This is a genomic window from Lysobacter sp. Soil_N_51, from assembly GCF_057655755.1.
Genome location: NZ_JBDGLR010000008.1, coordinates 229,700 through 256,230 on the forward strand (window position 1 = coordinate 229,700; position 26,531 = coordinate 256,230).

General features: G+C 66.0%; 12 protein-coding genes. 7 read left to right on the forward strand and 5 right to left on the reverse strand.

Going from position 1 to position 26,531, the window contains the following annotated elements:
• Window positions 1–45: 45 nt before the first annotated feature.
• Window positions 46–1,908: a hypothetical protein gene (locus tag AC3A4T_RS17030; protein ID WP_487676442.1), complete on the reverse strand. Its 1,863-nt coding sequence runs from the start codon at window positions 1,906–1,908 to the stop codon at window positions 46–48.
• Between the two features lie 489 nt (window positions 1,909–2,397).
• Between AC3A4T_RS17030 and AC3A4T_RS17035 the strand changes: the two genes are divergently transcribed.
• Entirely contained in the window at window positions 2,398–2,922 is a 525-nt protein-coding gene (locus AC3A4T_RS17035; protein ID WP_487676443.1) for an NAD(P)H-dependent oxidoreductase, read from the forward strand.
• 113 nt (window positions 2,923–3,035) lie between these two features.
• On the opposite strand, the gene AC3A4T_RS17040 is transcribed toward AC3A4T_RS17035, so the two are convergent.
• Entirely contained in the window at window positions 3,036–4,061 is a 1,026-nt protein-coding gene (locus AC3A4T_RS17040; protein WP_487676575.1) for an isoaspartyl peptidase/L-asparaginase family protein, read from the reverse strand.
• Between the two features lie 76 nt (window positions 4,062–4,137).
• A complete protein-coding gene (locus tag AC3A4T_RS17045) occupies window positions 4,138–5,163 on the reverse strand; it encodes a cyanophycinase (RefSeq protein WP_487676444.1) in 1,026 nt (341 codons plus the stop codon).
• A gap of 230 nt (window positions 5,164–5,393) precedes the next feature.
• Here AC3A4T_RS17045 and AC3A4T_RS17050 point away from each other — a divergent pair, with 230 nt between their 5' ends.
• The 3 genes from AC3A4T_RS17050 (at window position 5,394) to AC3A4T_RS17060 (ending at window position 10,292) form a co-directional block, all read left to right on the forward strand.
• Window positions 5,394–5,972, forward strand: coding sequence for an RNA polymerase sigma factor (locus AC3A4T_RS17050; RefSeq protein WP_487676445.1), 579 nt, complete (start codon window positions 5,394–5,396; stop codon window positions 5,970–5,972).
• Window positions 5,950–7,110: a FecR family protein gene (locus AC3A4T_RS17055; protein WP_487676446.1), complete on the forward strand. Its 1,161-nt coding sequence runs from the start codon at window positions 5,950–5,952 to the stop codon at window positions 7,108–7,110. The genes AC3A4T_RS17050 and AC3A4T_RS17055 overlap by 23 nt, the downstream gene beginning before the upstream one ends.
• Window positions 7,111–7,232: 122 nt before the next feature.
• Window positions 7,233–10,292 (forward strand): TonB-dependent receptor domain-containing protein, encoded by a 3,060-nt coding sequence (locus tag AC3A4T_RS17060; protein WP_487676447.1) that lies wholly within the window; start codon window positions 7,233–7,235, stop codon window positions 10,290–10,292.
• Between the two features lie 164 nt (window positions 10,293–10,456).
• Here AC3A4T_RS17060 and AC3A4T_RS17065 read toward each other — a convergent pair whose 3' ends face one another.
• Entirely contained in the window at window positions 10,457–11,224 is a 768-nt protein-coding gene (locus AC3A4T_RS17065) for a trans-aconitate 2-methyltransferase (protein WP_487676448.1), read from the reverse strand.
• 319 nt (window positions 11,225–11,543) lie between these two features.
• Here AC3A4T_RS17065 and AC3A4T_RS17070 point away from each other — a divergent pair, with 319 nt between their 5' ends.
• Window positions 11,544–12,419 carry an NAD(P)-dependent oxidoreductase gene (locus tag AC3A4T_RS17070; protein WP_487676449.1) on the forward strand — a complete coding sequence of 292 codons (876 nt, stop codon included), beginning with the start codon at window positions 11,544–11,546 and terminating at the stop codon, window positions 12,417–12,419.
• A 6-nt stretch (window positions 12,420–12,425) separates the two neighbouring features.
• Here AC3A4T_RS17070 and AC3A4T_RS17075 read toward each other — a convergent pair whose 3' ends face one another.
• Window positions 12,426–12,839, reverse strand: a complete 414-nt coding sequence (locus AC3A4T_RS17075; protein WP_487676450.1) for a hypothetical protein — start codon at window positions 12,837–12,839, stop codon at window positions 12,426–12,428.
• A 224-nt stretch (window positions 12,840–13,063) separates the two neighbouring features.
• On the opposite strand from AC3A4T_RS17075, the gene AC3A4T_RS17080 reads away from it, so the two are divergent.
• Both AC3A4T_RS17080 and AC3A4T_RS17085 read left to right on the forward strand, forming a co-directional pair.
• Window positions 13,064–25,900, forward strand: a complete 12,837-nt coding sequence (locus tag AC3A4T_RS17080) for a hypothetical protein (protein WP_487676451.1) — start codon at window positions 13,064–13,066, stop codon at window positions 25,898–25,900.
• The gene (locus AC3A4T_RS17085) at window positions 25,900–26,472 is read left to right on the forward strand and encodes a hypothetical protein (protein ID WP_487676452.1); all 573 of its coding nucleotides are present in this window, start codon (window positions 25,900–25,902) and stop codon (window positions 26,470–26,472) included. The genes AC3A4T_RS17080 and AC3A4T_RS17085 overlap by 1 nt, the downstream gene beginning before the upstream one ends.
• Window positions 26,473–26,531: the final 59 nt, after the last annotated feature.

Genomic DNA, 26,531 nt, shown 5'->3' on the forward strand with positions numbered 1-26,531 from the left:
CGACATCGCCGCGTCGTACGACCCCGCTGGAGACAGAGCGTCGGTTTACCAGACGTAGCCGAACTGGGCCTGCGGCGTGTATTGCAGCTCATACTGCGCCGCCCAGCCTTCCCCGAGTTGCGTCGTCGACAGGTGGACCTGACGGGTCGGGTGATAGAACAGATACAGCGGGCGCATGCCTTGAACGGCGTTGGCCTCGATGTAGCCGAGTAAGCCCTCCTGGTTCTGACCGTTGCAGTCGGCAGCCGTCCACAGGAAGTGATCAGCCCGTCCGATCGCCACGCAGCGGTACAGCGGCACGGCGCCCGCCGATGCAGCGCTTTTGATCCGGAAGCGGGTGGTCTCGCCTTCCAATACATAACCAGTGCCGTCGTACTCATGCGGATCGGTGCTGTAGGCGCGGTCGTTGCCCAGGGCCCAGCGATACACCTGCTTGGTCGCCAGGGCCGAAACGGTGCCGTTGCCGACTTGATACTGACCGGATTTCGCCAGCAACGCCGATGGATCGACACTACCTCCGCGGACCGCATGGACGTAAAGCGGTATCGCGCTCGCCGCCGCAACCGCCGACGCCGGCAAGGTCGCCTGGAAGCGGTGCGCCGTGCCCGCGGTCGTCGCGCACACCTGATTTTCGCTGGACAGGTTCGGCAGATTCGCCGTCACCGTCGTCAGCAGGGTTCCGCCACGCTCGTAGGACTGTCCGCCGAACAGTGCGACGGTGACCGGCGTGTTCCAGGCGCGCGCGCAGGCCCAGCCATCGACGATCCAATCGGTCCCCTGCTGGCGGATGTCGTCGACATAACCCATCAGCGGATAGGTCTGACGCGCGACCAGCTTGAGATTCCTGACGCTCAAACCCAGATGCGCGTAAGTGTCCGAACCCGTGGGTACATAAGCCTCCGGATTGAACACCAGGGTCGAGACGTAATAGTCCTCGGGGCGATACGACAGCAGCGGTTTGTTGTTGGCGTTGAGGAATTCGTTGGACTTCTTGAGCACTTCGCGAAAGCCCGCGGCGTTCATGGTCAGCTTGTACGGGTAGTAGTCCGGCGAAACGCTCTGTCGCATCGACGTCGTGGTCTGATCCGACAGGTTCAACGTGGGGACGTGACCCAGCGGCAGATTGACGATGAGGCAGCCCGAATCGGGATCGTTCATGACCTTGAACTCGGCCTGGTCGATCCGCGGATCGAACGCGGCGGCGCCGAGGCAGATGGTGCGCTGGTGACCGCTGGTGGCCTCGTTGATAAGCAGGTAGCCCAGGACGTTGAGCTGTCCCTTGTTCACCGTGTCGCGGTCGGCGGTCTTCACCTTGAGATCGAACGACAGCTCGATTTCGTCCTGGTAGGAATGACGAAACGGGTAGTGCCATTGGCTGAAGTCGTACTGCAGGACCGAGGTGGCCTTGCAGAATTCGTTGTGGATCGGGAAATCCGGCGAATGGATGTTCATGCCGATTTCGCCGCCCTTGACCTGAAAGCCGCTGGAGCCCGGCCAGGACGCGTCGGTGGCGGTCTGGTGCGACGCGTAAGGCGCATCGACTTGCAGACCGGTCCATGGCGCGAAGTGAGTCGGAGACGATGCGGCATGCAGACGCGCAGCTTCGTCGTCGGCCCACAGCACCATGTTCATCTGATCCTGCGGGATCGAAGCCACTTTTCGGCCGCCGGCCATTTCGTAATACGACAACTGCCCGGTCACCGAAGGGCCGTTGCAGGGACCGGTCTTGTCGTGCGTGCCGATGTACAGGTTCGAATTGACCGAACTCAGGATCGGTTGCTCGATCAGCGTGGTCTCTCGATAGGACAGGCTGCCGCCGACCAAGCCATCGCAATGGGCGCTGGAACCGTAGCTCAGGGCAGCGCAGCCGGTGAGCGCGAGAACGGCGTAGTGATTCGTGCGGATCATGGGACTTCCTTATCGCATTGAGATCGACGACGGCGAGGGCCGTATTGTCCCATGCTGCCGCCATGCCGTCCGCGTCGCTGCGACGCACTCAACGGGCATGCGGGTCCAGTCGCGACAGCTTTGGTGGGGAAAGAGTGCCAACTACAACGGCTGAAATCAGGTGGAAGGCAAATCGCTCGCGATCCTCGTTCGAGGATATGCGGCCTTTCGCCATGAGCCTGCGGTCGTGCCAATCGATTCTCGCCATGCAGGCGTATCGCGAGCAGTTGATGGCGATAGTCATGAGGAGACGTTCCGCGGGTCGGCCAGGATGCTGCTGGACTGTCCGCATATCGCGGCGGAGCGGCGAGGCTCGGCAACCCGTTATCGCCGCCGTTGCGTTCACAGGCCTTGTCTCGGAATCGTACCCGCATACTCGCATCCCTCGTCGTCGCCAACCCGAGTCCCACCAGCCTGAACCATGCGATGGCGTAGACGGCGCGCGATGTATTGGCCGAACACGGCTATCGAATCGCCTTCCAAGACCTATACGCCGAGCAATTCAACCCGGTGCAACCCACCGGCGAAAGCGGCAATGTCGGTTCGAGCGATCCGCTGGTCGAACGGCATTGCGGGGAGCTTGCGCGCGCCGATCTGATCGCGATCTTTCATCCGAACTGGTGGGGCCAGCCGCCGGCGATTCTTAAGGGCTGGATCGATCGGGTGTTCCGGCTGGATACGGCTTATGCGTATCCGCCCGGCGTGTCTTACGAGGGCGTGCCGGTGGGGCTGCTGAAGGCGCGACATGCGCTGGTGTTCAATACGTCAAACACGCCGATCGACCGCGAAATGGCGGCGTTCGGCGATCCGCTCGAGGCGATCTGGGCGCGCTGCGTATCCGGGCTGTGCGGCGTGGACAGCGTGATCCGGCGTATTTACGGCCCAGTGTCGGGCAGCGACGCGGCACAGCGCGCGCGGTGGCTGGACGAGGTCGGGGCGATCGTGGCCGCGGCGGCCCGGCGTGAGGTGACGTAACGGCAAGCCGCTTTGATCGCCGACGCGGTGCAGTTTCTATCCGGTGTATCGGGTGCGCCTTTGCATCGATGCGGCGCCGCGCGCCGCACCCGTATCAGGATTGCCGCGCCTGCTCAGCCGCCGGCTTTCGGCTCGCCCGGCTCCGCCAGCACGTCGTCCTTGAACAAGGCCACATGCGGTTTGCCGTCCACGCCGATCCAGCCGCGGTACATGCCCTCGGTGTTGAACGGCAGGGCGAAACGGCCGTCGGCGCCGAGCACGATCGCGCCGCCGTCGCCGCCGGCTTTCGGGATGTCGCGGTTGATCACGCCTTCGCCGGCTTCGCGCGGGCTCTGGCCGGCGTATTGCATGCGCGCGCAGATCTCGTGCGCGGCGACCGCGCGGATGTAGAACTCGCCCCAGCCGGTGCCGGACACCGCGCAATGGGTGCTGGCGTAAGTGCCGGCGCCGATGATCGGCGCGTCGCCGACGCGGCCGTAACGCTTGTTGGTCATGCCGCCGGTCGAGGTGCCGGCGGCGAGATGGCCTTGCGCGTCGAGCGCGACCGCGCCGACGGTGCCGAAGTGCTTTGCGGTTTCCAAGTTGGCGTGGGCCTGGCCGGCGGCGTCTTCCTTGAGCGCCTGCTGCAATTGCTGCCAGCGTTTTTCGGTGCGGAAATACGATGGGTCGACCAGGGTGATGTCGTTGTCCTTGGCGAAGGCTTCCGCGCCGTCGCCGACCATCATCACGTGCTTGGATTTTTCCATCACCGCGCGCGCGAGCAGGATCGGGTTCTTGACCCGATGCACGCCCGCGACCGAACCGGCGCGCAGGCCGGCGCCGTCCATCACCGCCGCATCAAGTTCGTTCTTGCCGTCGTGGGTGAACACCGCGCCGCGGCCGGCGTTGAACATCGGTGCGTCCTCGAGCACGGTGATCGCGGCGGTGACGGCGTCGATCGCCGGCTTGCCCGCGGCCAGTTGCTTGTGCCCGGCGCGTAGCGCCTGTTCGAGCGCGGCGCGCGCGTCTTTTTCGTCCTGCGCGCTCATGCCAGCTCGGACCACGCCGGCGCCGCCGTGGATCACCAGCACCGGTTGCGTTTTCGACGCGGTGGCGGCGGCTGCAGGTTCCGCGGCCTGGACGACGGCGGCCGAGGCCATCAATGCGACCAGACAGGCATGACGCAAGGCGTAGTTCATTCTCGGCTCCAGATCGGTGGCGTGCGGTGGGTCGGCATCAGGCCGCGGGTTCGCGGCGGATCAGCTGCCCGGATTCGACATCATAAAGCTCGCGGAACGCAGGCTGCTCGACCTTGAAATCGCGCAGGCGCAGGCGGCTGCCGGTGCCCAGGCCGATCACCGGCACCTCACGGATGCTCAGCGGCTGGCCCGGCGCATACACCTGCGCCGACTGGCGCGGCCGCACCAGCCATACATGCCCGCCGTTACCGCTGAACACCGTGCCGTGGCCGCGCGCATCGATGCACAGCGCGGTGTACTCGTCCACGCCCAGGCCGACCAGATCGTCGCGCGCGTGTTCGTTCGACAGGCGCGCGACGAATGCGATCAATCGCCCGAGCCGTTCGCGCTTGCCGAAGTGGCTGTCGGTGATGACGCGCTGCAGGTACGGCATGTGCAGGAAATCGTCGACCAAGGTCAGTTGCGGTCCGGTGGGATCGTGCAAGGCTTCTTGTGAGACCAGACTGCCGCCGTCCATCGCGCCGTAGGAATAGCCGCCGAGGATCGCCAGGCCGGCGCTGGTGCCGCCGATCGGCTTGCCGGCGCGCACGTGCGCATCGAGCGCGCGCGCGAGCGGCGTGCCTTTCCAGAAGCGCACGTACTTGGACTGATCGCCGCCGGCGAGGAAGATGCCGTCGGCCTCGCGCACGATCGCCAGCACTTGCGGATCGCTGGCGGCGCGGCGGTCGTCGAACACCACGGTCTGCGCGGCGGTGATGCCGCCGATGTCGTGGAAGAATTCGTTCTGCGCCTCGACCGAGCCGGAGGCGCGCAGGATCACGATGCGGCCGTGGCCGGCGCGCTGGATCATCCATTCGAACGCTCCGCGCGGCCAGTCGCCGCCGCCGACCAGCATCATCCCGGCTTGGGTCGGGGTCGGTCGCGGCGCGGACAAGTCGCCGATCTGGTAGTAGCGGTAGCCTTCGCGCTGCGTGGTTTCAGTGGTTGGCGCGGGTGTTGTGTCCTGCGCACATACGGTCGAGCCGGTGCCGGCGAGCAATGCGAACAACAGCGCCTTCGCCATCACATGTTTCAACACGGCATGCCGCAAGTGCAGTCGCGCCGATCGCACGATCGCCGTCGGTATCGTCGGCGAGGTCTTGGGTCCTTTCGACGAACTGTGCATCGCTCGGCCTCGGCAGGGATCGATGTTGATGACGAACCAGGCCGCAGCATCCCCCATCGCTTGGCTCGGCGTCGTCGCGATCGCGCCCGGCGTGGTCACGCGGCCGGCGGTCGGCTAATGTCGGCGCAATGGACACCGCTCTCGACGCCTGGTTCGCCGACGAAATCCTGGTGCATGAAGCTGCGCTGGTGCATTACCTGCGCCGGGTCTGGGCGCATATCGACGATGTCCACGACGTGCGCCAGGAGATCTACGTGCGTGTCTACGAGGCCGCCGCACGGGCGCGGCCGCACCAGCCCAAGTCGTTCCTGTTCGCGACCGCGCGTCACCTGATGACCGACCGGCTGCGCCGCGGCCGGGTGGTGTCGATCGAGCCGGTGGGTGATTTCGAGTCCTTGAACGTCTTGGTAGATGAGGTGACGCCCGAACGCCGGCTCGGCGCGCGGCAGAACCTCAGACGCCTGGCCGACGCCTTCGACCTGCTGCCCGACCGTTGCCGGGAAGTGGTGTGGCTGCGCCGGGTCGAGGAGCTGCCGCAGAAGGAGGTCGCCGCGCGCATGGGCATCACCGAGAAGACCGTGGAAAAACAGGTCGCCAAGGGGATGCGTCTGCTGGCGGAGCACTACTACGGCGCAACGCAGGCGTCCGCCGACGCTGCGCAGGACGCCGACAGGAATCGCGAACATGGCAGGAAGCAGACAGATTGAACGCGACGCCGCCGCCTGGCTTGCCAGGCGCGACGGCGGCGACTGGTCGCCCGGCGATCAGATGGAATTCGATGCCTGGATCGCGCAGTCGACCGCGCACCGGGTCGCGTGGCTGCGCTTGCAGGCGGCGTGGAATCAGAGCGACCGGCTGAAGGCCTTGGCCGCGGGCGTGCCGGCGGGCGAGATACCGGCGCGCGGCGCCTGGTCGGCTTCGCCGTACGCGCCGCGCGGTGAGGCGCAGGCAAGTCGTCAGCTTGGTCAAGCCATGGCGGAGCAGCTCGATCACGATGAGGACGCGAGCGCTGTCGCCACACAGAAATCTACCGCGGCGCATATGACGGCGATCGGGCCCGCGTCGCCAATCGGGCTGAAGTTCACACCGCGCGCTGCACCGCGCCGTGCGCGCACCGCGCGTTACGCGGCGGTGGCCGCGATCGCGGTGATAGCGGTGTCGTTGCTGTGGGGCTGGCAGCGCTACGGCGTGGTCGAACATCGCTCCTACCGCACTGCGATGGGTGCGCTCGATACGATCGGCCTCGCCGACGGTTCGCGCGCCACCCTCAGCAGCGACAGCCGCATCGAGGTGGCGCTGTCGCGCGCGCAGCGGCATGTGGCGCTGGAACACGGCGAAGCCTTCTTCGACGTCGCCAAGGACCCGGGCCGGCCGTTCGCGGTCGACGCCGGCGCGCGCCGGGTGATCGCGGTCGGCACGCGCTTCTCGGTGCGTCGCGACGGCCCCGACCTGCGCGTGGTGGTGACCGAAGGCACGGTGCGGCTCGAATCCGAACCGGTCGACGGCCGCGCGCAGCCGACCACGTTGTTGCCGGCCGGCAGCATCGCCCTGGCCGGCGCCAACGGGGTGCTGGTGCGCAGCGGGTCGATCGAAGACGCCGAGCGTTACGTCGACTGGCGCAACGGCTATCTGGTGTTCCGCGACACCGCGTTGAGCGCGGCGGTGGCTGAGTTCAACCGCTACAACACCCGTCGCCTGGTGATCGGCGATGCCGCGGTGGGCGAGCTGCGGGTCGGCGGCAACTTCCGCTGGTCCAATGCCGAGGTGTTCGTCGGCCTGCTCGAACAGGCCATGCCGGTGCGCGCCGAGCGCCTGCCGGACCGGATCGTGCTGCACAGCCGCTGAGGTCGTCCGACTTCGCATGCACCGCGCCAGGGCGCGTGTATTCGCGGCATGCGGGATTTTTCCAACTCGTTCGTCTGATAACACAACGGCGCCGCATGCGCGCCGATGGGGAGGGGAACCCGATGGTGCGTCGTCTGCGCGTGTTGCTGTTGAGTCTGGCCTGTACCGCCGCGCTGTCGGCGCAGGCGCAAGTCGCCGCGGGGGCGGTCGACATTCCGGCCGGCGATCTGGTCGCGGCGCTGGATGCGCTGGCGCGGCAATCGGGCGTGCAATTCGTCTACCGAGCCGATCAGCTCAAGGGTTTGCGCACCGCGGGCGTGCGCGGCGCGATGCCGGCCCCCGATGCGCTCGACCGGTTGCTGCGCGGCAGCGGTTACGTCGCGCGCCGCGATGTGTCGGGGGCGATGGTGATCGTGCAGGCGCCGCCGCCGAAGCCCGCGCCACGCACGCCGCCGGCGAGCGGCGGCGCCTCGGTCGAACCGACTTCGGTGACTGAACTGGAAAGCATCCAGGTCACCGGTTCGCGCATTCCGCGCGCGCAGATCGAAGGCCCGGCGCCGATCACGGTGATGACCGCGCAGGAGATCAAGGCCAACGGTTTCACCAGCGTGCCCGATGTGCTGCGCGCGATGACCCAGAACGGCGGCGAGACCCAGAGCCAGCAATCGGCCAGCGGCGCGGACTTCTCGCCCGGCGCGCAGCAGGTCGACCTGCGCGGGCTCGGTCCTAACCACACCCTGGTGCTGGTCAACGGCCGCCGCATCGCCGACTTTCCGATGCCGTTCAAGGGCCGCAGCAATTTCACCGACATCTCCAACATCCCGCTGGGCATGGTCGAACGGATCGAGATCCTGACCGGCAGCGCCTCGGCGATCTACGGCTCGGACGCGATCTCCGGCGTGGTCAACTTCATCCTCAAGAAGCAGGCCGACGGCACCACCGTGGATTTCCGCATGGGCGACAGCACCCGCGGCGGCGGCGAGTCGTTCAACCTCAGCGTGTCCAGCGGCTACAGCAACGAACGTTTCAGCGCGATCTACGGCTTCGAACTGCAAGCGCAGAACCCGTTGTGGGCCTACGAGCGCGCGCGTCAGGATTCGACCAAGGACGCGCGGACCGAATCCACGCGCGCGGCGCGGCGCGCGTTCCTGCGCACCAACTTCGACGACGAATACCTCGATCCTGGCGCGGCCTGCGCCGGCCTGGCGCAACTCAATGGCGGCACTACCTATCGCGCTTCGCGCCCGGGCTGGGGCGCCGACGGCGAGGACGGCTATTACTGCGGCAGCGACGAATCGATCGGCTACGGCACCATGATCAGCGAGCGCAAAGGCGTCAACGCGTTCGCCTCGCTGGGCTATCGCTTCGACAACGGCAGCGAGTGGTTCGCCGATCTGCAGATGGGTTACCACGAGCTATCGATGTTCCGCGACGTGGGCAACTGGAGCTATCAGGCGCCCGACGGCAACGAGGACGGCTATTTCTTCAATCAGGCCAGCGATCAGGTCGAGTACTGGCAGCGCCAGTTTTCGCCCGAGGAAATGGGCGGTCTGGACGCCGGCACGATCCGCAATCGGCAGAAGACACTGAGTCTGACCACCGGCTTCAAGGGCCGCTGGGGCGAGCACTGGGATTGGGAAGCGGCGCTGAGCCATTCGCAGTACCAGTCCACGATCAGCTGGCCGCAGATCGTCGCGTCCAAGGCCAACGATCTGTTCCTCGGCCCGCAACTGGGCACCGACGACGACGGCCTGCCGATCTTCAACGCCGATCCATCGCGCCTGTATCGCCCGCTGACCCGCGCCGAGTACGACGCGATCGCCGCACGCACCGTGTATCAGCCCAAGTCGCGCACCGACACCGCGTCGCTGACCCTGACCAACACCGAGCTGTTCACCCTGCCGGCCGGCGCGGTCGGTTTCGCCGGCACCTTGGAAGTCGGCAATCAGAGCTACAACCTGCGCCCCGATCCGCTGGCGACGCAGTACTACTACTACAGCTGGCGCGACTCCGACGGCAAGGGCAGCCGCGACCGCTGGGCCGCGGCCGGCGAGCTGCGCCTGCCGCTGTTCGAAAAAATCAACCTCAGCGTCGCCGGCCGTTACGACCAATACCGCTACGGCGGCCACGACATCGACAAGTTCACCTACAGCGCCGGCCTGGAATGGCGCCCGGTCGAATCGCTGCTGCTGCGCGGCTCCTACGGCACCGCGTTCCGCGCGCCGGACCTGCACTACGTGTTTTCCGGCGAAGGCAATCTGGAATCGTTCGGCGCCGACTACTACCGCTGCCGCACCGAGGAGCCCGATTCGGATCTGGGCGATTGCTCGTACTCCGACGAAAACCTGGTGGTGACCCGCCGCGGCAACCGCGAACTCGAACCCGAGACCAGCACCGCGTGGACCGCCGGCCTGGTCTGGTCGCCGATGGCGAACCTGGATGTCTCGATCGACTACTTCAACATCGAACTGCGCCAGCAGGTCCAGGACCTGCGCATCGACGGCGTCCTGCAGGACGAGGCCAACTGCCGGCTGGGCCGGCGTCCGGACGGTAGCGCGGTCGACGCGGGCTCACCGACCTGCGTCGATGCGCTCGCGCGCGTCGGCCGCAACGACGACGGCGAGCTGTACAGCATCTACATCAACCCGATCAACATCGCCCGCGAACGCACCAACGGCATCGATTTCAACGCGCGTTACCGCCTGGAAACGCGCTTCGGCAGCTTCCGCCTCAACGGCAACTACAGCTGGGTGCGCGAACACGAAAGCCAGCAGTACAGCGGCGATCCGGTCGAGGACCAGTTCGCGGTCAACAGCGGGTTCGATATTCCACGCAGCAAGGCCAGCGTCAGCGTGAGCTGGGACAAGGACCGCTGGACAGCGACCTTGCATGGCGAGCGACTGGGCAAGTTGCCGACCTACGATTCCTATGAGCAGTCCTACGATCCCGACGACGGCGGCAGCCCGTGGGTCGGCGCGACCTACCGCTACAACGCCTCGGTGCAGTACCGCTTCACCGACCACGCCCAGTTGTCGCTGGCGGTGACCAACCTGTTCGACAAGCTGCCACCGAAAGACGCGACCTACACCAGCTATCCGTACTACGACGTGTCCTGGTTCGATACGGTCGGCCGTCAGGTGTATCTGCAGTACACCCACAAATTCGGCGGTAGCGCGCTTTAGTTACCCGCTTCCCGCCGCAGGGATGGCGGCGGGAAGCTTTTTCTTGTGGGCAAGAGGGCGGTTGATCCTTGGAGCGAGCGCATCGGAATAGCGACGGCCGATCCGCTACGCGTGAATGCTCTTGCCGATTCCCGATTCCCGATTCCCGACTTCCGACTTCCGACTCATCCCGCCGTGCGCGCGACCACGAAGATCCGCCGGAACTCGAACCAGGTCGTGCCGTCGGCACGCGGCGGATACGCGCGATCGAGCATCGGCGCCAGTTCGTCGCGAAACCGCTGCCAATCGGCGTCGTTCAACGCCGACCGCACCGGCCGCAGCGCGGTGCCGGTGATCCACTCCAGCACTGCGTTCGGCCCCGACAGGCGCTGCACGTACGTGGTCTCCCACGCATCGACCAGGCAGTCCTCGCTGGCCAGCAATTCGGCGTACTGCCGCGGCATGTCGACGGTATCGTCATCGCGCAAACCGACATCGGCCAGCTGCGGCGCCCAGGCCGCGCTCGCCGCGAGTTCGCGGGTGAGCGCATGCGACGGCGCGTCGAAATTGCCCGGCACTTGAATCGCGATCCAGGCGCCCGGAGGCAGCTCGCGCGCCCAGCGCCGCAGCAGCTGCCGATGCTCCGGCACCCATTGCAGCACGGCGTTGGAAATCAACACGTCGGTATCGGGTTGCGGCGTCCATTCGCGCACGTCGAGCAACCGCGCGTCGATGCCCGCCGCGCGCGCCGCCGCGACCATCTCCGGCGAGTTGTCGCTGGCTTCCAGCGTCGCCTGCGGCCAGCGCTGCGCGAGCGCGCGAGTGAGGTTGCCGGGCCCGCAGCCCAGATCGACCACCCGGCGCGGATGTTCGGCGCCGATGCGTCCGACCAGATCGAAGAACGGCCGGCTGCGGAGGTCGGCGAAGTCGAGGTATTTCTTGGGGTCCCACATGGCATCGTCCGGTCGTCGCGTCGGCGATCACTATAAAGACCGGCTCTGAAGACCGCGCGACGGCAAACGCCAGACGACGCACATCGACGGGCGGTCGCGCCATCGGGTGCGTGGTCGGAGAGATCGCCGATCGGTCATGGACGCTGGTTCGTTGCTTACTCCAACGGCACGGGCTTCACCGCGCCGGCGTCGTGGCATTGAGCGATCGAGTAATCCGCCCGCGGCCGCCATGGAGGCGGCCGCGGGCATCGGTCACACTGGTGGCAAGCGGCGCGCTGCGTGCGTTCGAGCGGCGGCGCCCCACCCGCGGAGACCCGGCATGACGACGATCGGTTTCATCGGCCTGGGCGTAATGGGCCAGCCCATGGCGCTCAATCTTGCCCGCGCCGGCATGGCGCCGGTGGTGTGGAACCGGTCCGCCGCCGCGTTGGCGGTGTTGGCCGAGGCCGGCGCGCGCGTGGCGGACAGTCCGACGCAGGTGTTCGAACAAGCGCGGGTGGTGATCGTGATGCTCGCCGACGAGGCCGCGATCGATGCGGTGCTCGGCCGCGGAACGCCGCGGTTCGCGACCCATCTGCGCGATCGCATCCTCGTCCACATGGGCACCACCTCGGCCGAGTATTCGCGGGCGCTGCAAGCCGATATTCGCGCGGCCGGCGGTGGCTATGTCGAAGCGCCGGTGTCGGGGTCGCGGCTGCCGGCCGAGGCCGGTCAACTGGTGGCGATGCTCGCCGGCGAGGAAGCCACGGTGCAACGGGTGCGGCCGTTGCTCGCGCCGATGTGCAGCCAGAGTTTCGTCTGCGGCGCGGTGCCCAATGCGTTGCTGATGAAGTTGTCGGTGAATCTGTTCCTGATCACGATGGTCACCGGACTGGCCGAGTCGGTGCATTTCGCCCGGCGCCAGGGCCTGGATCTGCATCAGCTGCAGGCGATCCTGGATGCCGGACCGATGGCCAGCGCGGTGTCGAAGATCAAGCTGGCCAAGCTGGTCGACGGCGATTACTCGGTGCAGGCGTCGATCGCCGACGTGTTGAAGAACAATCGCCTGATCGCACAGGCCGCGCGCGATGCGGGCATCGCCTCGCCCTTGCTCGACGTGTGTCACGCCTTGTTCGGCGAAACCCTCGCGCAGGGCCACGGCGCCGCCGACATGGCCGCGGTGGTGCGGGCGATCCAGGCGCGCAGTTCGGACTGAGTCCGCTCAGCCGCGCGGGCGGTCGAGCAAGGCGACGAATTTCTTCGGCGCCAGCACGCAATAACTTTCGACGATCAAGTCGGCGACCTCGTCCCAATCGGTGTGCGCGTCGATCGCGACGCCGACGATGTCGGCGAACCACGGCGGCTTGAAGAACGGCGCCCGGGCGAATTTCGGCGCCGTCAGCCGCGCGAGCGGCAAACGAAACGTAAGCACCGGCAGCGGCCCGTCGCTGCCGGCCGCGTGCGCGTACGCCGGTGGCCAGCCGCGGTCGATCATCACTGCGTGGGCGAAATTTTTCTTGCCGATCATCCAGCGCACGCCGGTCCATGCGGATTCTTCGTGCACCTCGGGCAGGCCGAGGCAGATGGCGTTGAGTCTGGCGAGGATTTCGCTCGGAACGCTGGCGTGTTCGCTCATCGGGATGGCTCGCGGCGGTGTCGGTGATTGTCGTGTGTGGCTGCTTTCAACGTGACGAACTTGCGCATTCTGACTGCATGAAGCGATCGATAGCGTCGAGCGCCGCGAAATTCACTACGAAGAAAATCACATCTATTGCCCATTAACTTTAACCCCGAAGATCGGATTTGTTCCCAGAGCAAGGACGCCGCGCAAGGTCGTCCATCGGACGCGAGAGGGAACACATGACGACTTTGATTTCGGGCAGCGGCTTGGGCGTGTTCAACAGTTCCTTCACCCAGGTGGGGCGAGGACTGGGCAGCGACACCAGGGCGGCTACCGGACGCCACGGCCAATACGTCAACGTGGCCACCGGCAACCTGATCGTGCAGGGCCAGGACGAACAGTTGTTCGGCAACGGCTTTCTCGCCAGCCAGATGCGCACCTACAACAGCCGCGGGCTGTTCGGCGAGTTCGGTTCCGACGGCTGGAACGGCGGTTTCGAGACGCGCGCGGGCCTGCGCCTGCTCAACGTTCTCAATACCCGCGGCAGCCAGGTGCAGCAATTGCTGGGCGACGGTTCGATGGTCTATTACGACTACGACGAAGCCAGCGGTGATTACATCAGCACGGTCGGCGACGGCGCGCACGACCGCTTCCGCTACATCCCGCAGCAAACCGGCCAGCCGGCGCGCTGGCAATGGACCGATGGCAACCAGACCCGGCGCGAGCAGTACTTCCCCGGCACCCTGCTCGGCATCGGCCTGCTCGACGGCCGTTTGTCGAAAACCACCGACCTCAAGACCGGCGCGGAATACACCTTTCTTTACGACGACCAGGGCCGGCTGCAGCGCATCGATGGCAGCAACGGCGATGCGCTGGTGTTCGAGTACGACCGCTTCGGCTCGCGCCTGCTCGGCCTGTCGACCGTCGAAGGCGGCGTCGCCCGTTCGCAGATCCGCTACGGCTACGACAATCAGGGCCGGCTGACCCGGGTCGAAAGCGACCTGACCCCGGGCGATTGGAGCGACAACGCCGGCAATCCGAGCCGCAGCTTCGTCACCACTTACAGTTACGAGCAAAGCAGCCAGCGACTGGCCCGGATCGTCCACAGCGACGGCACCGAATCGAGCTATACCTATTACACCAGCGGCGCCGCCAGCGGCCGCGTGCGCACCGTCAGCAGCGGCCGCGCCGCCGACGGCTCGCTGCAGACGCTGACCTTCAGCTACGACCTGCAGGACGACCACCGTCGTACCGACGTCAGCGACGCCAGCGGCCGCACCTGGACCTACGGCTACGACGCCGCGGGGCAATTGATCCAGGTGCAGGCGCCGGCGATCGACGGCCTGCGCGACGTCACCGACTACCAGTACGACGCCGCCGGCAATGTCATCCGGGTCAGCACCCAGCGCGGCGGGCAACTGCTCAGCCGCAGCGATTTCAATTATGACGCCAACGGCAATCTGCTGTGGCAGTGGGATCAGGTCGACCCCGCGCAGGGCGGCGCCGCGCGCGCGGTGCAGCGCACCTACACCGCCGCCAATCAGCTGGCCAGCGAGACCGTGTTCACCGGCCTGGACGCCGACGGCGTCGGCACCGCGCACGCGCCGGGCGGCGGGCTGACCACGCGCTTCGTGTACGACGCGAGCAACCGCCTGCGCTACGCGATCGATGCGACCGGCGCGGTCGAGGAACGCACCTACCACGCCAGCGGCAACGGCAGCGGGCAGGTCGCCAGCACCCGTCGTTATCTCGGCGCGGCCTACGTCGCCGCCGACGCCAGCCTGGCTGCATTGGATGCATGGGCGACCGCTGCGCAGCGCGCGCAAAGCGTGCTGGTCGAATCGCACTACGACGTCGCCGGCCGGCTGTCGCGCACGCTGGCGTACGCGCAGCTCGATGCGAACGGCGCCGGCATCGTCGACGACGCGGCCGAACTGATCGATTACGTCTACGACGCACAGGGCCTGCTGCGCCAGAAGATCGTCCAGCGCAGCGCCACCGCGGCCGCTAACGACAGCCGCGACAGCGTCGAAACCACATCCTACGGTTACGACGGCATCGGCCGCATGCTCTCGGAAACGGTCAGCGAACGCATCGGCACCGGCGCGGTGCGGGTCGTGCGCACCACCGCGTGGGTGCATCAGGACAACGGCAACACCTTGCGCACCACGCTCGAGGGTGGGCCGGCCGGCGATGGCGTGAGCGCCAACGATCAGCTGCGCACCGAACTGCGCAACGCGGCGGGCCAGTTGATCGCGACGACGGTGTCGGCGGTGTCCGGCGGCGCAACCCGCACCAGCCGCAATTACTACGACGGCACCGGCCGCCTGCGCGTCAGCGAGGATGCGTCGGGCGCGCGCGTCTACTTCTTCTACGACGCCGAAGGCGCGCTGGCCGGCGAGGTCGACGTACAGGGCACGGTGACCGCGTACGTCCGCGACGGCCTGGGCCGGGTGGTGCGCACCACCGTGCACGAGCAACGCGTGGACACCTCGTCGTGGCTGGTCAACGGCGCGGTGGTACCGGCCGATTTCGCCGCCGTTCGTCCCGCCGCCGGCGCGAACGATCGCAGCGTGCTCGCAAGCTACGACGCGCTCGGCCGCCTGCTCAGCCAGACCGATGCCGAGGGCACGGTCACCCGCCACGTCTACGACGGCGCCAACCGCTTGATCGAAAGCCGCGTCCAGGCCGTCGGCAACGACGCGCCCGAGCGCGTGCAGCGTTATCTGCGCGATGCGCTCGGACGCGAGGTCGGCCGGCTCGATGCCGAAGGCTTCCTGGTCGAGACCCGTTACGACCGCGCCGGCCGGGTCGAGGCGACCATCGCCTATGCCGCGGCGACGCCCGAAGCCGCGCGCGCGGCCGGCGACCTGGCCGCGTTGCGTCCGCTCGCTCACGCCGGCGATCAGCTCACCCGCTATTTCCATGACGGCCGCGGCAACCGCATCGGCGTACTCGATGCTGAGGGCGCGCTGACCGAAGCGGTGTTCGACGAAGCGCGCAACGAACGCGCGGTGCGCGTCTACCACCAGCGCATCGCGAGCCCGAACGGCAGCGAGAGCTTCGCCCAGTTGCGCGCCCAGGTGCAGGCCGGCGGCGCGCGCGAAACCCGGCGCCAGTTCGACGCGCTCGGTCAGTTGCGCACCGAGCTCGACCCCGAAGGCACGCTCAGCCGCTACAGCTACGACGCCCAGGGTCGTCTGCTCAAGACCGAGCGCGCGGTCGGCACCAGCGAATTGCGCGAGGGCCATCGCCGCTACGACGTGTTCGGCAATCTGATCGGCGAACTCGACGGCGAAGGCGCCACCCATCTGCTGCCGGGCATGAGCGAGGCGCAGCTCGATGCGATCTACGCCCAGTACGGCGTGCGGCATAGTTACGACGTGCTCGGGCGGCGCACCGAAAGCATCGACGCCGAAGGCAACAAGACCTGGTATTTCTACGACGTCGCCGGCCGTCCGACCTTCACCGTCCACGGCGTGCAGGATGCTTCCGGCGTTCGCAACGGCGCCGGCGAAGTCAGCGAGACCCGTTACACCACCTTCGGCCAGGTTGGCGAAACCATCACCTACACCGGCCGCATCGTCATCGGCGCGCCGTACGACCGCGCCCGGGTCGACGACGCGGTGCGCGCGCTGCAGTTCGTCGCCGCGCAGGACAGCCGCCATCGCTTCGTCTACGACCGCCGCGGCCAGTTGACCGAACACACCGACGCCGAAGGCGCGGTCGTCCGCAACCGCTACAACGGGTTCGGCGAATTGGCCGCGCAATGGCGCGACCTCGGCGCCGGCCGCGAAGCGGAAACGCGTTACGCCTACGACCGCCGCGGTCAATGGTTGAGCCAGACCGAGCAGTCGGTCGGCGCCGCGGCCGATGGCAGCCTGCGCGGCGTCAGCCGCAGCTTCGACGCGTTCGGCCGCGTCGCCACCGCCACCGATGCGCGCGGGCACAGCGTGCAGTACGGCTACGACCGCCTGGGTCGGCAGATCAGCCAGCGTCAGAACGTGTCCGGCCGCGAGGAGCTGGCTTCTACTGCCTACGACGTCCACGGCCGCGTCCTGACCCAGACCGATGCGCTGGGCCGGGTCACCCGCTACGCCTACGACGAAGCAACCCGCAGCGCCACCGTCACCACGCCCGAAGGCATATCGACCACCTCGATCCGCAACCGTTTCGGCGAGACCGTGCGCGTCGTCGACGGCCTCGGCCGCGTGACCACCTTCGACTACGACCGCGACGGTCTGCTGCTCAAGACCACCGATGCACTGAACGGCGAAAGCCGGCAACAGTTCGACGCACGCGGCCTGATGATACGCAGCGTCGACGCGGCCGGGCGCGTGGTCCGGTTCGTATACGACGCGCGCGGCCGCGCAATCGAACGCACCGAGGATCCCGATGGCCTCGCGCTGACCCAGCGCACCGTGTACGACGGCCAGGGGCGCGGCGTGTCGGTGACCGACGCGGCCGGCGTGCGCGGCACGATGAGCTACGACCGGCAGGGTCGCCTGATCGAACAGGTGCACGACGCCGACGGCCTGGCCCTGCGCACCACCTACGCCTGGAACACCCGCGGCCAGCAAGTGCGCGTCACCACCGGCGCGGGCACCGCCGAAGCACGCACGATCGAATACGGCTACGACGCCCTGGGGCGCCGGGTCCGCGAAACGATCGCGCCGGGCGTGCTCGACCTCACCACCACCTATACCTACGACAGCAACGACAACCTGGTCGCGCGCACCGACGCCGCCGGCCGCGTCACCCGCTACACGTACGACGAAGCCGGTCGCCAGCGCTTCGCGATCGACGGCGAAGGCGGCGTGGTGGAAACCGCGTACGACGCCAATGGCCGGGTGGTGGCCGTCCGTGCCTACGCCAACGTCATCGACCTGAGCGGTTTGCCGCTGTCGATCGACAGCGCGCAGGTCCAGGCCCGTCTGCGCGCCGACGATGCGCGCGACGTGCAGGACTACCGCGTCTACGATCGCGATGGTCGCGCGCGTCTGCGCATCGACGGCGCCGGCGCGGTCGCCGAGACCGTGTACGACGCCGCCAATCAGGCGACCGCCGTCACCCGCTATGCCAACGCCAGGGCGCTCGATCCCGGCCTGCGCGCGCAGTTGTGGGCCGGCACGGCCGATATCGGCGGCCTGCTGGCCGGCGTTGTCGCCGATCCGGCGCGCGACCAGAGCAGCTACAGCGTGCGCGACGCGCTGGGCCGCGAGCGCCTGAGCATCGACGCCACCGGCGCGGTCACCGAAACCATTTACGATCCGGTCGGTCGCGTGCTGCGCAGCGTGCGTTACGCCCATGCCTGGCCGCTCGATGACGGGCGCCGCGCGCAATTGCGCGCCGGCACGCTCGACGCCAACGCGGTGTTGGGCTTGCTTACCGCCGATCCGGCGCGCGACCGCAGCGTCGTGCTGGTCTACGATCGCGTCGGCCGCTTGCGTTACACCCTGACCCGCACCGATACCGATCGCGCGGTGGTCAGCGAAAGCCGCTTCGACGCAGTCGGCCGGGTGATCGCGCAGATCCAGTACGGCGTGACCATCGGCTTCAATCCGGCCGCGAACGAGGCCGACGTGGCCAACGCGCTAAGCGCCGCGCTCGCCGCCGATCCGGGCAGGCAGCGCAGCACGCATACGGTGTACGACGCCGCCGGTCGCGCGCGCTTCGTCGTCGATGCGGTCGGCGCGGTGAGCGAAATGCGCTACGACGCGACCGGTCTGGTCGTGCAGAGCGTGCGTTACCAGCAGGCGCGCGCGTTCGACGGCGCCGGCCTGGCCGGTTGGGTCGCCTGGGCGCAGGCCCAGCCTGCTGGCGAACAGCGCATCAGCACCAGCTTGCACGACGCCGCCGGCCGGGTCAGCGTGCGCACCGACGCGCTCAACCACAGCGAGACGATCACCTACGACGGCAGCGGTCAGGTGCTCAGCGTCACCAATCGCGACGGTCACCGCTGGACCTACGAGTACGACGCCGCCGGCCGCAAACGCACCGAAATCAGCCCGCCGGTCGCGGTCGCGCAGGCCGACGCCGCCGGCAACGTCGGCGTGGTGATGCGTTCGGTGATCGCGCGCATCGCCTACGACGGCCAGGGCAACGTCATCGCCCGCACCGACAACGCCGATACCGCGCAGGCGCGCACCACGGTTTATGTCTACGACAACCGCGGCCATCAGGTCCGCACCGTGTTTCCCGATGCCGGCCGCATCGATCCGGCCAGCGGCGAACTGGTGGCCAGCGGCCGCGCGCCGAGTATCGACATCGTCTACGACACGCTCGGTCGCGCCGTGGTCCAGCGCGATGTGCGCGGCCACTACAGCTACAAGACCTACGATCTGCTCGGCCGCCTCGCCGCCGAAGTCGATCAGGAAGGCTACGTCACCGCCTACGCCTACGACGCGCTGGGCGAACAGACCGGTCTGACCCGCTACGCCCATCCGATCGGTGCCGGCCTGCTCGGCGCGGGACAGCCGATCGATCGCGCGCAACTGCTCGGCGCCCTGATCGCCAGCGATCGCGACCGCAGCCTGAGCACCAGCTACGACCAGCGCGGCCACAAGACCAGCGTGGTGCAAAGCGTGGTCAGCGTGGTCAATGCCGACGGCAGCGTGGTGGCGATGGCGCCGGCCAAGCGTTTTGTCTACGACGCCTATGGCGATCTGGTCAAGGAATCCGAACAGCTCGACGCGACCCGCTGGGCCGATACCCATCGTTATTACGACGCGCTGGGTCGTCTCACGCTCAGCGTCGATCCGGAAGGCTATGTCAGCGCGTCGCGCTACAACACCACCGGCGAAGTGGTGGAATCCACCGAATACGCGCGGGCCGTCGATACCGCCACCCTCGGTACCGCCCAACCGCCGGCACTGCCGGTCGCGGGCGACGCGGCCATTGGCTACGACCGCAGCATCCGTCGTCAGTACGATGCGCTGGGCCGCAAGGTCAGCGAGACCGTCACCCGTCACACCCACGACGGCAACGGCATCAGCGGCGTGCGCGACGTGGTCACCACGATCGGTTACGACGGCGAAGGCCATGCCGTGACCGTGAATGTCGACGGCCAGACCACCGCCACGGCGTTCGATGCGCTCGGCCGCAGCGTGTCGGTGCTCGAAGCCGAGCGCGATGCGGTCCGCGCGGATGCGTTCGATCGACTGCGCAATGTCGGCGTCGATCTCAACAGCGCCGATCTGACCGAGCGGGTGTCGCCCTACAGCACGATGGTCTACGACGCATTCGGCAACCTCGTGCAACTGCGCCGCTACGCCAACGGCTGGCGCAGCGGCGAGGCCGCGCCGCAGGCCGCCGGCAACGACACCTTGCACACCACCCGCTACGACCTGCAGGGACGCGCGGTGTGGGAGCGCGATTCGGCGGGCACCGTCTACACCAAGCAGTACGACGAAGCCGACAACCTGATCGAGGTCCGCTCGCGCCTGGACGGCAACCAGGGACGCAGCGCGGTGATCGTGGTCACCACGTCCTACGACCGCAGCGGGCGGCAGACGGTCGCGCTGACTACCCGCGAGCTGTACCAGGACGGCCAGTTCGCCGGCATCGCGCGCGATGCCGCCTCGCAGGTGCGCTACAACGCGTTCGGCGAAATCGTCGCCAAGGACAGCCGCACCGACACAGCCCTGGCGACCGAGCAGTTCGCCGCGCAGTACCTCTACGACGCCGCCGGCCGGGTCGTCGCCAGCAACGCCGAAGGCGGGCAGTGGCGGCGATACGGCTACAACGCCGCCGGCCATCTGCAGACCACCACGCAGGCCGTGCGCGTGGGCGGCGCCGACGGCGCGGTGGTCGACGCCGTGACCACTCAGGTCACCGACCGCCTGGGCCGGGTGACCGAACAGACCCAGCCGGCGTTCGGCGACGATCTCGCTCAGCGTCCGCGTTGGAGCCAGCGTCTGGACCGCTGGGGCAACGCGCTCGAAAGCGTCGATACCCGCGGCGGCATCACCGTCAGCGTCTACAACGAAGCCAACCAGTTGGTGCGGCAGACCCGGCCGGACGTCGTGGTCGTGCATCGCGACGGCAGTCAGCGCATCGAGCGTCCCGAAAATGCCTGGTTCTACGACGCGCTCGGCCGCCTGCTCGGCGTCCGCGACGCCAACGGCTACCTGCGTCAACAGAGCTACGACGCCGCCGGTCGCCTGCTCGCCAGCCGCGACGCCACCGGGCAAGTCACCCGCATGGCCTACGACGCGCTTGGTCAGCAGGTGCTCACCCAGGATCCGCTGGGCCATCTGACCTTCCGTTTGTTCGACGCCGCCGGCCGCATCGCCGGACAGGGCGACTATCTGGTCAACAGCGAAGGCACCGCGCGCGACTGGCAGCTGCGCGAGGCCTATCGCCTCAATCAGCGCGGCGACCGCATCGTGGTGACCGATATCACCGGCCAATCGGCGCTGTACGACTACGACAGCCGCGGCCTGGTCGTCCGCAGCCGCAGCAATGCCGGCGTGACCATGAGTTACGGCTTCGACGCCAACGGCAAGAAGATCCGCGAGACCAATGCGCTGTCGGATCCATCGCTGATCGGCGGCGCTGGCGGGCGCCGCACCCGCGCCGACGAAGAAGGCGAGGTCGTATACCTCGACGAACAAACCTGGGACTACGACGACTTCGGCCGCCTGATCGACCACAACGACCTCAGCGGCGCCGACTACGGCTACGAGTACGACCCGCTCACCGGCCAGTTGCAGCGACAGACCAGCCACTGGCGCGCGCAAACGCAGCAGGTCGCCGCATCCGGCGAAGGCCCGCGCGAAGGAATGACCTGGGAGGAATGGCGGCGCTGGCGCGAGGGCCAGCAAGCGCCCTCGCTCGAACTGCCGCCGATCGTGGTCGGCTCGGGTACGCGCGAAACGGTCTACTACGCCAACGGCCAGGTGAAGGAGCTGCGCGAAGGCGATAACTGGTTCCGCTACACCTACGACGCCGCCGGCAACCGCACCAGCGAAGAATCCTTCACCCGCGACGGCGCCGGTCAGCGCATCCACTTGCTGGTCCGCGCCGAGTACGACGCACACAACCGTATCGCGCGGGTCACCCAGGACGAAGTCGGCAACAAGCGCCTGCTCGACGTGAGCTACGGCTACGACGCGGTCGGCAACCGGCGCAAGGTCGAAGCCGCCACCGACTATGGCGATCCGAATCTGGCGCAAATGGACGAAGGTGGCCTGTTCAACGGCGGCTTCGAACACGGCGACACCGCATGGGAGAAGGAGAACGGCTGGAGCATCGTCAGCAACGACCCGGGCAAGGGTTACAAGGGCAGCGGGTTCAGTGCCCAGTTCAACCTGACCGGCGAAGGCGGGCGCATCACCTACAAGGAGCCGATCCCGGTCCGAGGCGGCGAGCGCGTCACCTTGAGCGCGGCGGTGCAACAGGGCGCATCGGATTCGGGCAAGGCCGGCGGCGGTGTGTTCCTCTACTTTCTCGACGCCAACGGCGATCCGATCCCAGAAAGCGTCGTGCGCGGCAACATGGTCACCGATGGCTCAGGCGGCGCGTGGCACCTGTCCACCTTGAGCGCATTGGCGCCGCCCAACGCGGCCTACATGAAGATCGGTGGCGTGGCGTATCGCACCACGGGCAACGATCCGCTGTGGATGGACGACTTCCGCTGGTCGTTCTCGGTGCCCAACGGCGACTTCATCGAAGGCGACACCGGCTGGAGCGTCAAGGAGGACGGCTGGCGGATCGTGCCCAACGGCCCGCCGAATCCCGACTTCAGCGCCGCCTTCTATGGCTCGACCGCCGGCCGCATCTACAGCGATGCGCGTCCGGTGTTGCGTCCCGGCCAATGGGTCAGCGCCAGCGCGATGGTTCAGCGCAACAGCAGCGACTCCGGCGGCGGGGTGTTCATTCATTTCCTCGACGCCAACGGCAACACCGTCAGCGTCGCGCGCGGAACCATGATCGAACGCGGTTCGGGCTGGCATGAATCCACGCTCGATCCGGTGCAGGTACCTGTCGGCGCGGTGACGATGGCGATCGGCGGCGTGGCCTACACCAACGGCAGCTCGGCGATCGTGATGGATAGCTTCACCTGGCAATACGCGCGCGACGAAGACACGCCGGGCACGCCGAGCCAGAGCCCGCGCTACAACGCCCCCGAAGCGGTCAAGACCTACTGGTACGACTACGACGCCGAGAACCGCGTCACCGTCGCCCACGGCAAGCTGGTCAACGGCCAGATCGTGCTCGGCAATCCCGATGTGAGTTACGGCCTGGCCTACGACGGCGCCGGTCGCGCCGTGCATCGCCGTTTCCTGCAAGGCCAGCAGGTCATGCAGGAAACCACCCGCTACGATCAACGCGGTCAGCGCGAGTTGGTGTTCATGGCGCAACCGCTCGGCGGCGGCGCGCCGGTCGCGTTGAAGGAGCGCTACGTCTACGACGCTCTGGGTCGGTTGAGCCAGCGCCTGGAGTATTACGACGCCGACGACCAGCGCAAGAACATCCCGGTCGCCGGCTGGATCAAGCACGCCGAAACCTACGAGTACGACGCCGACGGCCGCGTGCTGCGCCAGTACAGCTATGGCCGCCCCTTGCAATGGACGCCCGACCCCAACGCATCGCAATGGACACGCACCGAACGCGAAGCGCTGAGCCTGATCTCCGAAGTCGACTACGCCCGCTACGGCTATGACGACGTCGGCCGTCAACGCGGCTATGCCTTCGTGAGTCATGCGCTGGAAGACAGCACCGGCGCGCTGCCCACCACGCCGGTCGGCTACACCCAGTACTACAGCTACGAATACGACGCACGCGAAAGCTACCTGGAAGCCGCCGTGCATGGCACCAGCAGCAACACCAACTTCAAGGCGACCACCACCTACAGCCAATACGATGCCTGGGGCCGCCGCGCCGCCGTGCGCGAACGCACTCCCGGTGAATCCAGCGTCGACGACAAACTGCGTTACTTCAGCTTCGACGGCGACGGCAACATCCTGCGCCGCCGCGAAGGCCACTTCAAAGACGGTCGGTTCCTGCAGTACGCCGACGAGTCGCTGCAGACCCAGACCTACGCGTACCTGACGGGTCAACACATCGCCTCGGGCAAGTTCAACGGCGACGTCGACCTGCTCGGCCGCATGACCGCTTACCAAAGCAGCGAAGTCGGCGTCATCCGCGTCGCCGTGCAAGCCGGCGACACCCTGCGCCGCATCGCCGGCCGCGTCTACGGCAACGAAAACCTGTGGTACGTGCTGGCCGAAGCCAACGCGCTGGGCGCCGACACCGAACTGACCGCGGGCACCACGATCAAGGTGCCCGACGTAAAGGTCACCGCGAACGACGCGAACACATTCAAGCCGTTCGACCCGAGCGAGGCGATCGGCAGCACTACGCCGAATCTGCCGTTTATCCAACCGCCGCCCAAGAACCATTGTTCCGGATTGGCGAAAGTTATTTCGATCGTTGTCAATGTGCTTGTTACGTACTTCACAGGCAGTCGGGAGCTCGGCGCGATGGCGGGCAACTATGCCGGCCAGATGAGCCAGATCATGCTCAACGGTGACTACGACTGGGGTCGGGCGCTGCGTCTGGGGTTGAATCCATTCGGCGGCAACCGGGAAGATCTTGCGCGTTCGGTCTACGACCCGGGATCGCATGGTGCGCCGGGCATGATTGACTACAAGAGCATCGCCATCTCTGGTGCGTCCGCGTATGCCACGCAGGGCATGGGCGACTTCGCGCGGTATGTCGGCGCCGGCACCTATACGACCTTGGCACTCCAAGCCGCAACCAGCTACGCCTCAAATTACCAATTCAGCAAGTGGGCAGGCTACGACGTCAGTTGGAGCAATCGGCAACTGGGGGCGAACATCGGTTCCGCATTCGCGGGTCAAGCGATCTTTGGCGGAGGGGAAGTCGAAGCACGAGGCGATGCGGCTGCAAGCGCCCGTGCGCCTGTCACGCAAGGCGATCAAGCCTTCAGTTGGGCCGCAGCGGCCGTACAGTTCACGAAAGATTTCGGCCAGAACCTGATCCGAGGTGGAATTCAGTTCGCCACAGAGAAAGTCTTTGGTGTGGAAGACGCGAGCTGGAACTGGCGTGATGTGGCGGCGGACGCATTCGGTAATACGCTGGGCAACGCCATAGAGGGTGGGTTGGATTATAGGAAGGCTCGGCAGGCGCAATTGGAGCAGGAACTGAATGAATTGGCAGCCATCAATCCATTCTCAGCGGAAGATATAGGCAAGCGGATAAACCTCTGGCCGTCTAGCCAGGTCGGTGAATCAAGGGATGTCGGGAGTTCATACGGTTATGACGCTAGTGACTCGGCCGATAGCGATGAAAATCTGATAGAAAAAGTGTCAGTAACAGAGGAAGAGATTGCGTTCCGCGAGGATTTTGATGACCCGAGCTATGTGATTGCCGAGGCTGCGAGGAAGTACCAAGAGCAAAATAATTATCCTGAGGTCGCAGCGGCTATTGGTCCGAGGGATGTTCCGAAGCTATTTAAAAGTATCGATGATGAGTTTACTCGGGATGAAATTTCAATATTCAGGCATGTTGAGAGAAAAACTAGCGGCGGAATCGCCAGATACGACACGGTCATGATTGCCACAGGCAGTGAAGAATATCTGGTGGAGATGAAAAAAATACCGAAATGGCAAATTGACACATTAGTTTCGAATGTAAATAAGGTTAGGCTGCTTATAAAGGCCAGGGGGCGTGCCGAAGACATTCAGGCATGGAACAATCTAGGGGCTGTTGGAATCGAGTTGGGTGCTCCTAGCGGCTATGGCGCCCAGGCGGGCTATAATTTCTCCACTGATAACAACTCCAAAAAAATAGGGGGAGCAATGCTCTTCAACGATGCATGGTTCGACGACCCAGCGCGGCATCAATTATTTGTCGTAGCTCACGAATTTCGTCACACGATGTTTGTCAATACACTGTATCAGAATGTCAAGTTACCTGGCCCCCCTGGAACTTGGTCTGACGGATATGAAAAGCTGCCTAGTTCCAACGTTAAGGTAACTTCCAGAAACGGCGAGGGCGAAGCGCGTAGATGGGCGAGTAATCTTGTGGGCTATTATGGGAGAAACTGATGCCTAACCTAATCATAAAGCTGTCATTTTTTTTTATATTTTATTCTATTTCTGTTTGCTGCGATGCGTATGAAAAGACCTATGGCAAAATATGCAGATTGAACAAAGGGGCGGAGTTTTCCGGTAAGTACAAAGTAAGCTTGGCTAAAAGTTACTGCGTTGATAATGACTGCGTTGCTGCGGAATACTCTGCCACATCCAGTGATGCCAACCCAAAAAAAATTAGATTCATATCTTCGGCAAAAATGCGCGTGGGCGAGGAGTACTTTATCTTCTTCTCGAAGATGAAGTATTCAAGTTTCATGTTGCCGGGATATCGGGACAAATCATTTCGGGCGCCGAAGGGTGTTGAATATTTCGTCGGAGAAGACGCGGTTTTTGTTGTTGAATATCCGGGTGTGTATTACAGGGACGTCCCCGTGATGTGCTTTGGTGGGGGGGAGGGGTGTGAGGTGATGTTGGATCTTCCGGCAGGCATGGAGAATAAAATAGAATTTGCCAGAGTGATGGTTCCTGGATTTGAAGGCATTAAAGATAAGTGTAATGAAAGCGGTAATATCGACAGAAAGTAATTGCGCGGATCTAAGGATTGCACTGAATGCGCGGAGCAACAGCGGATCAGCGCTAGCAC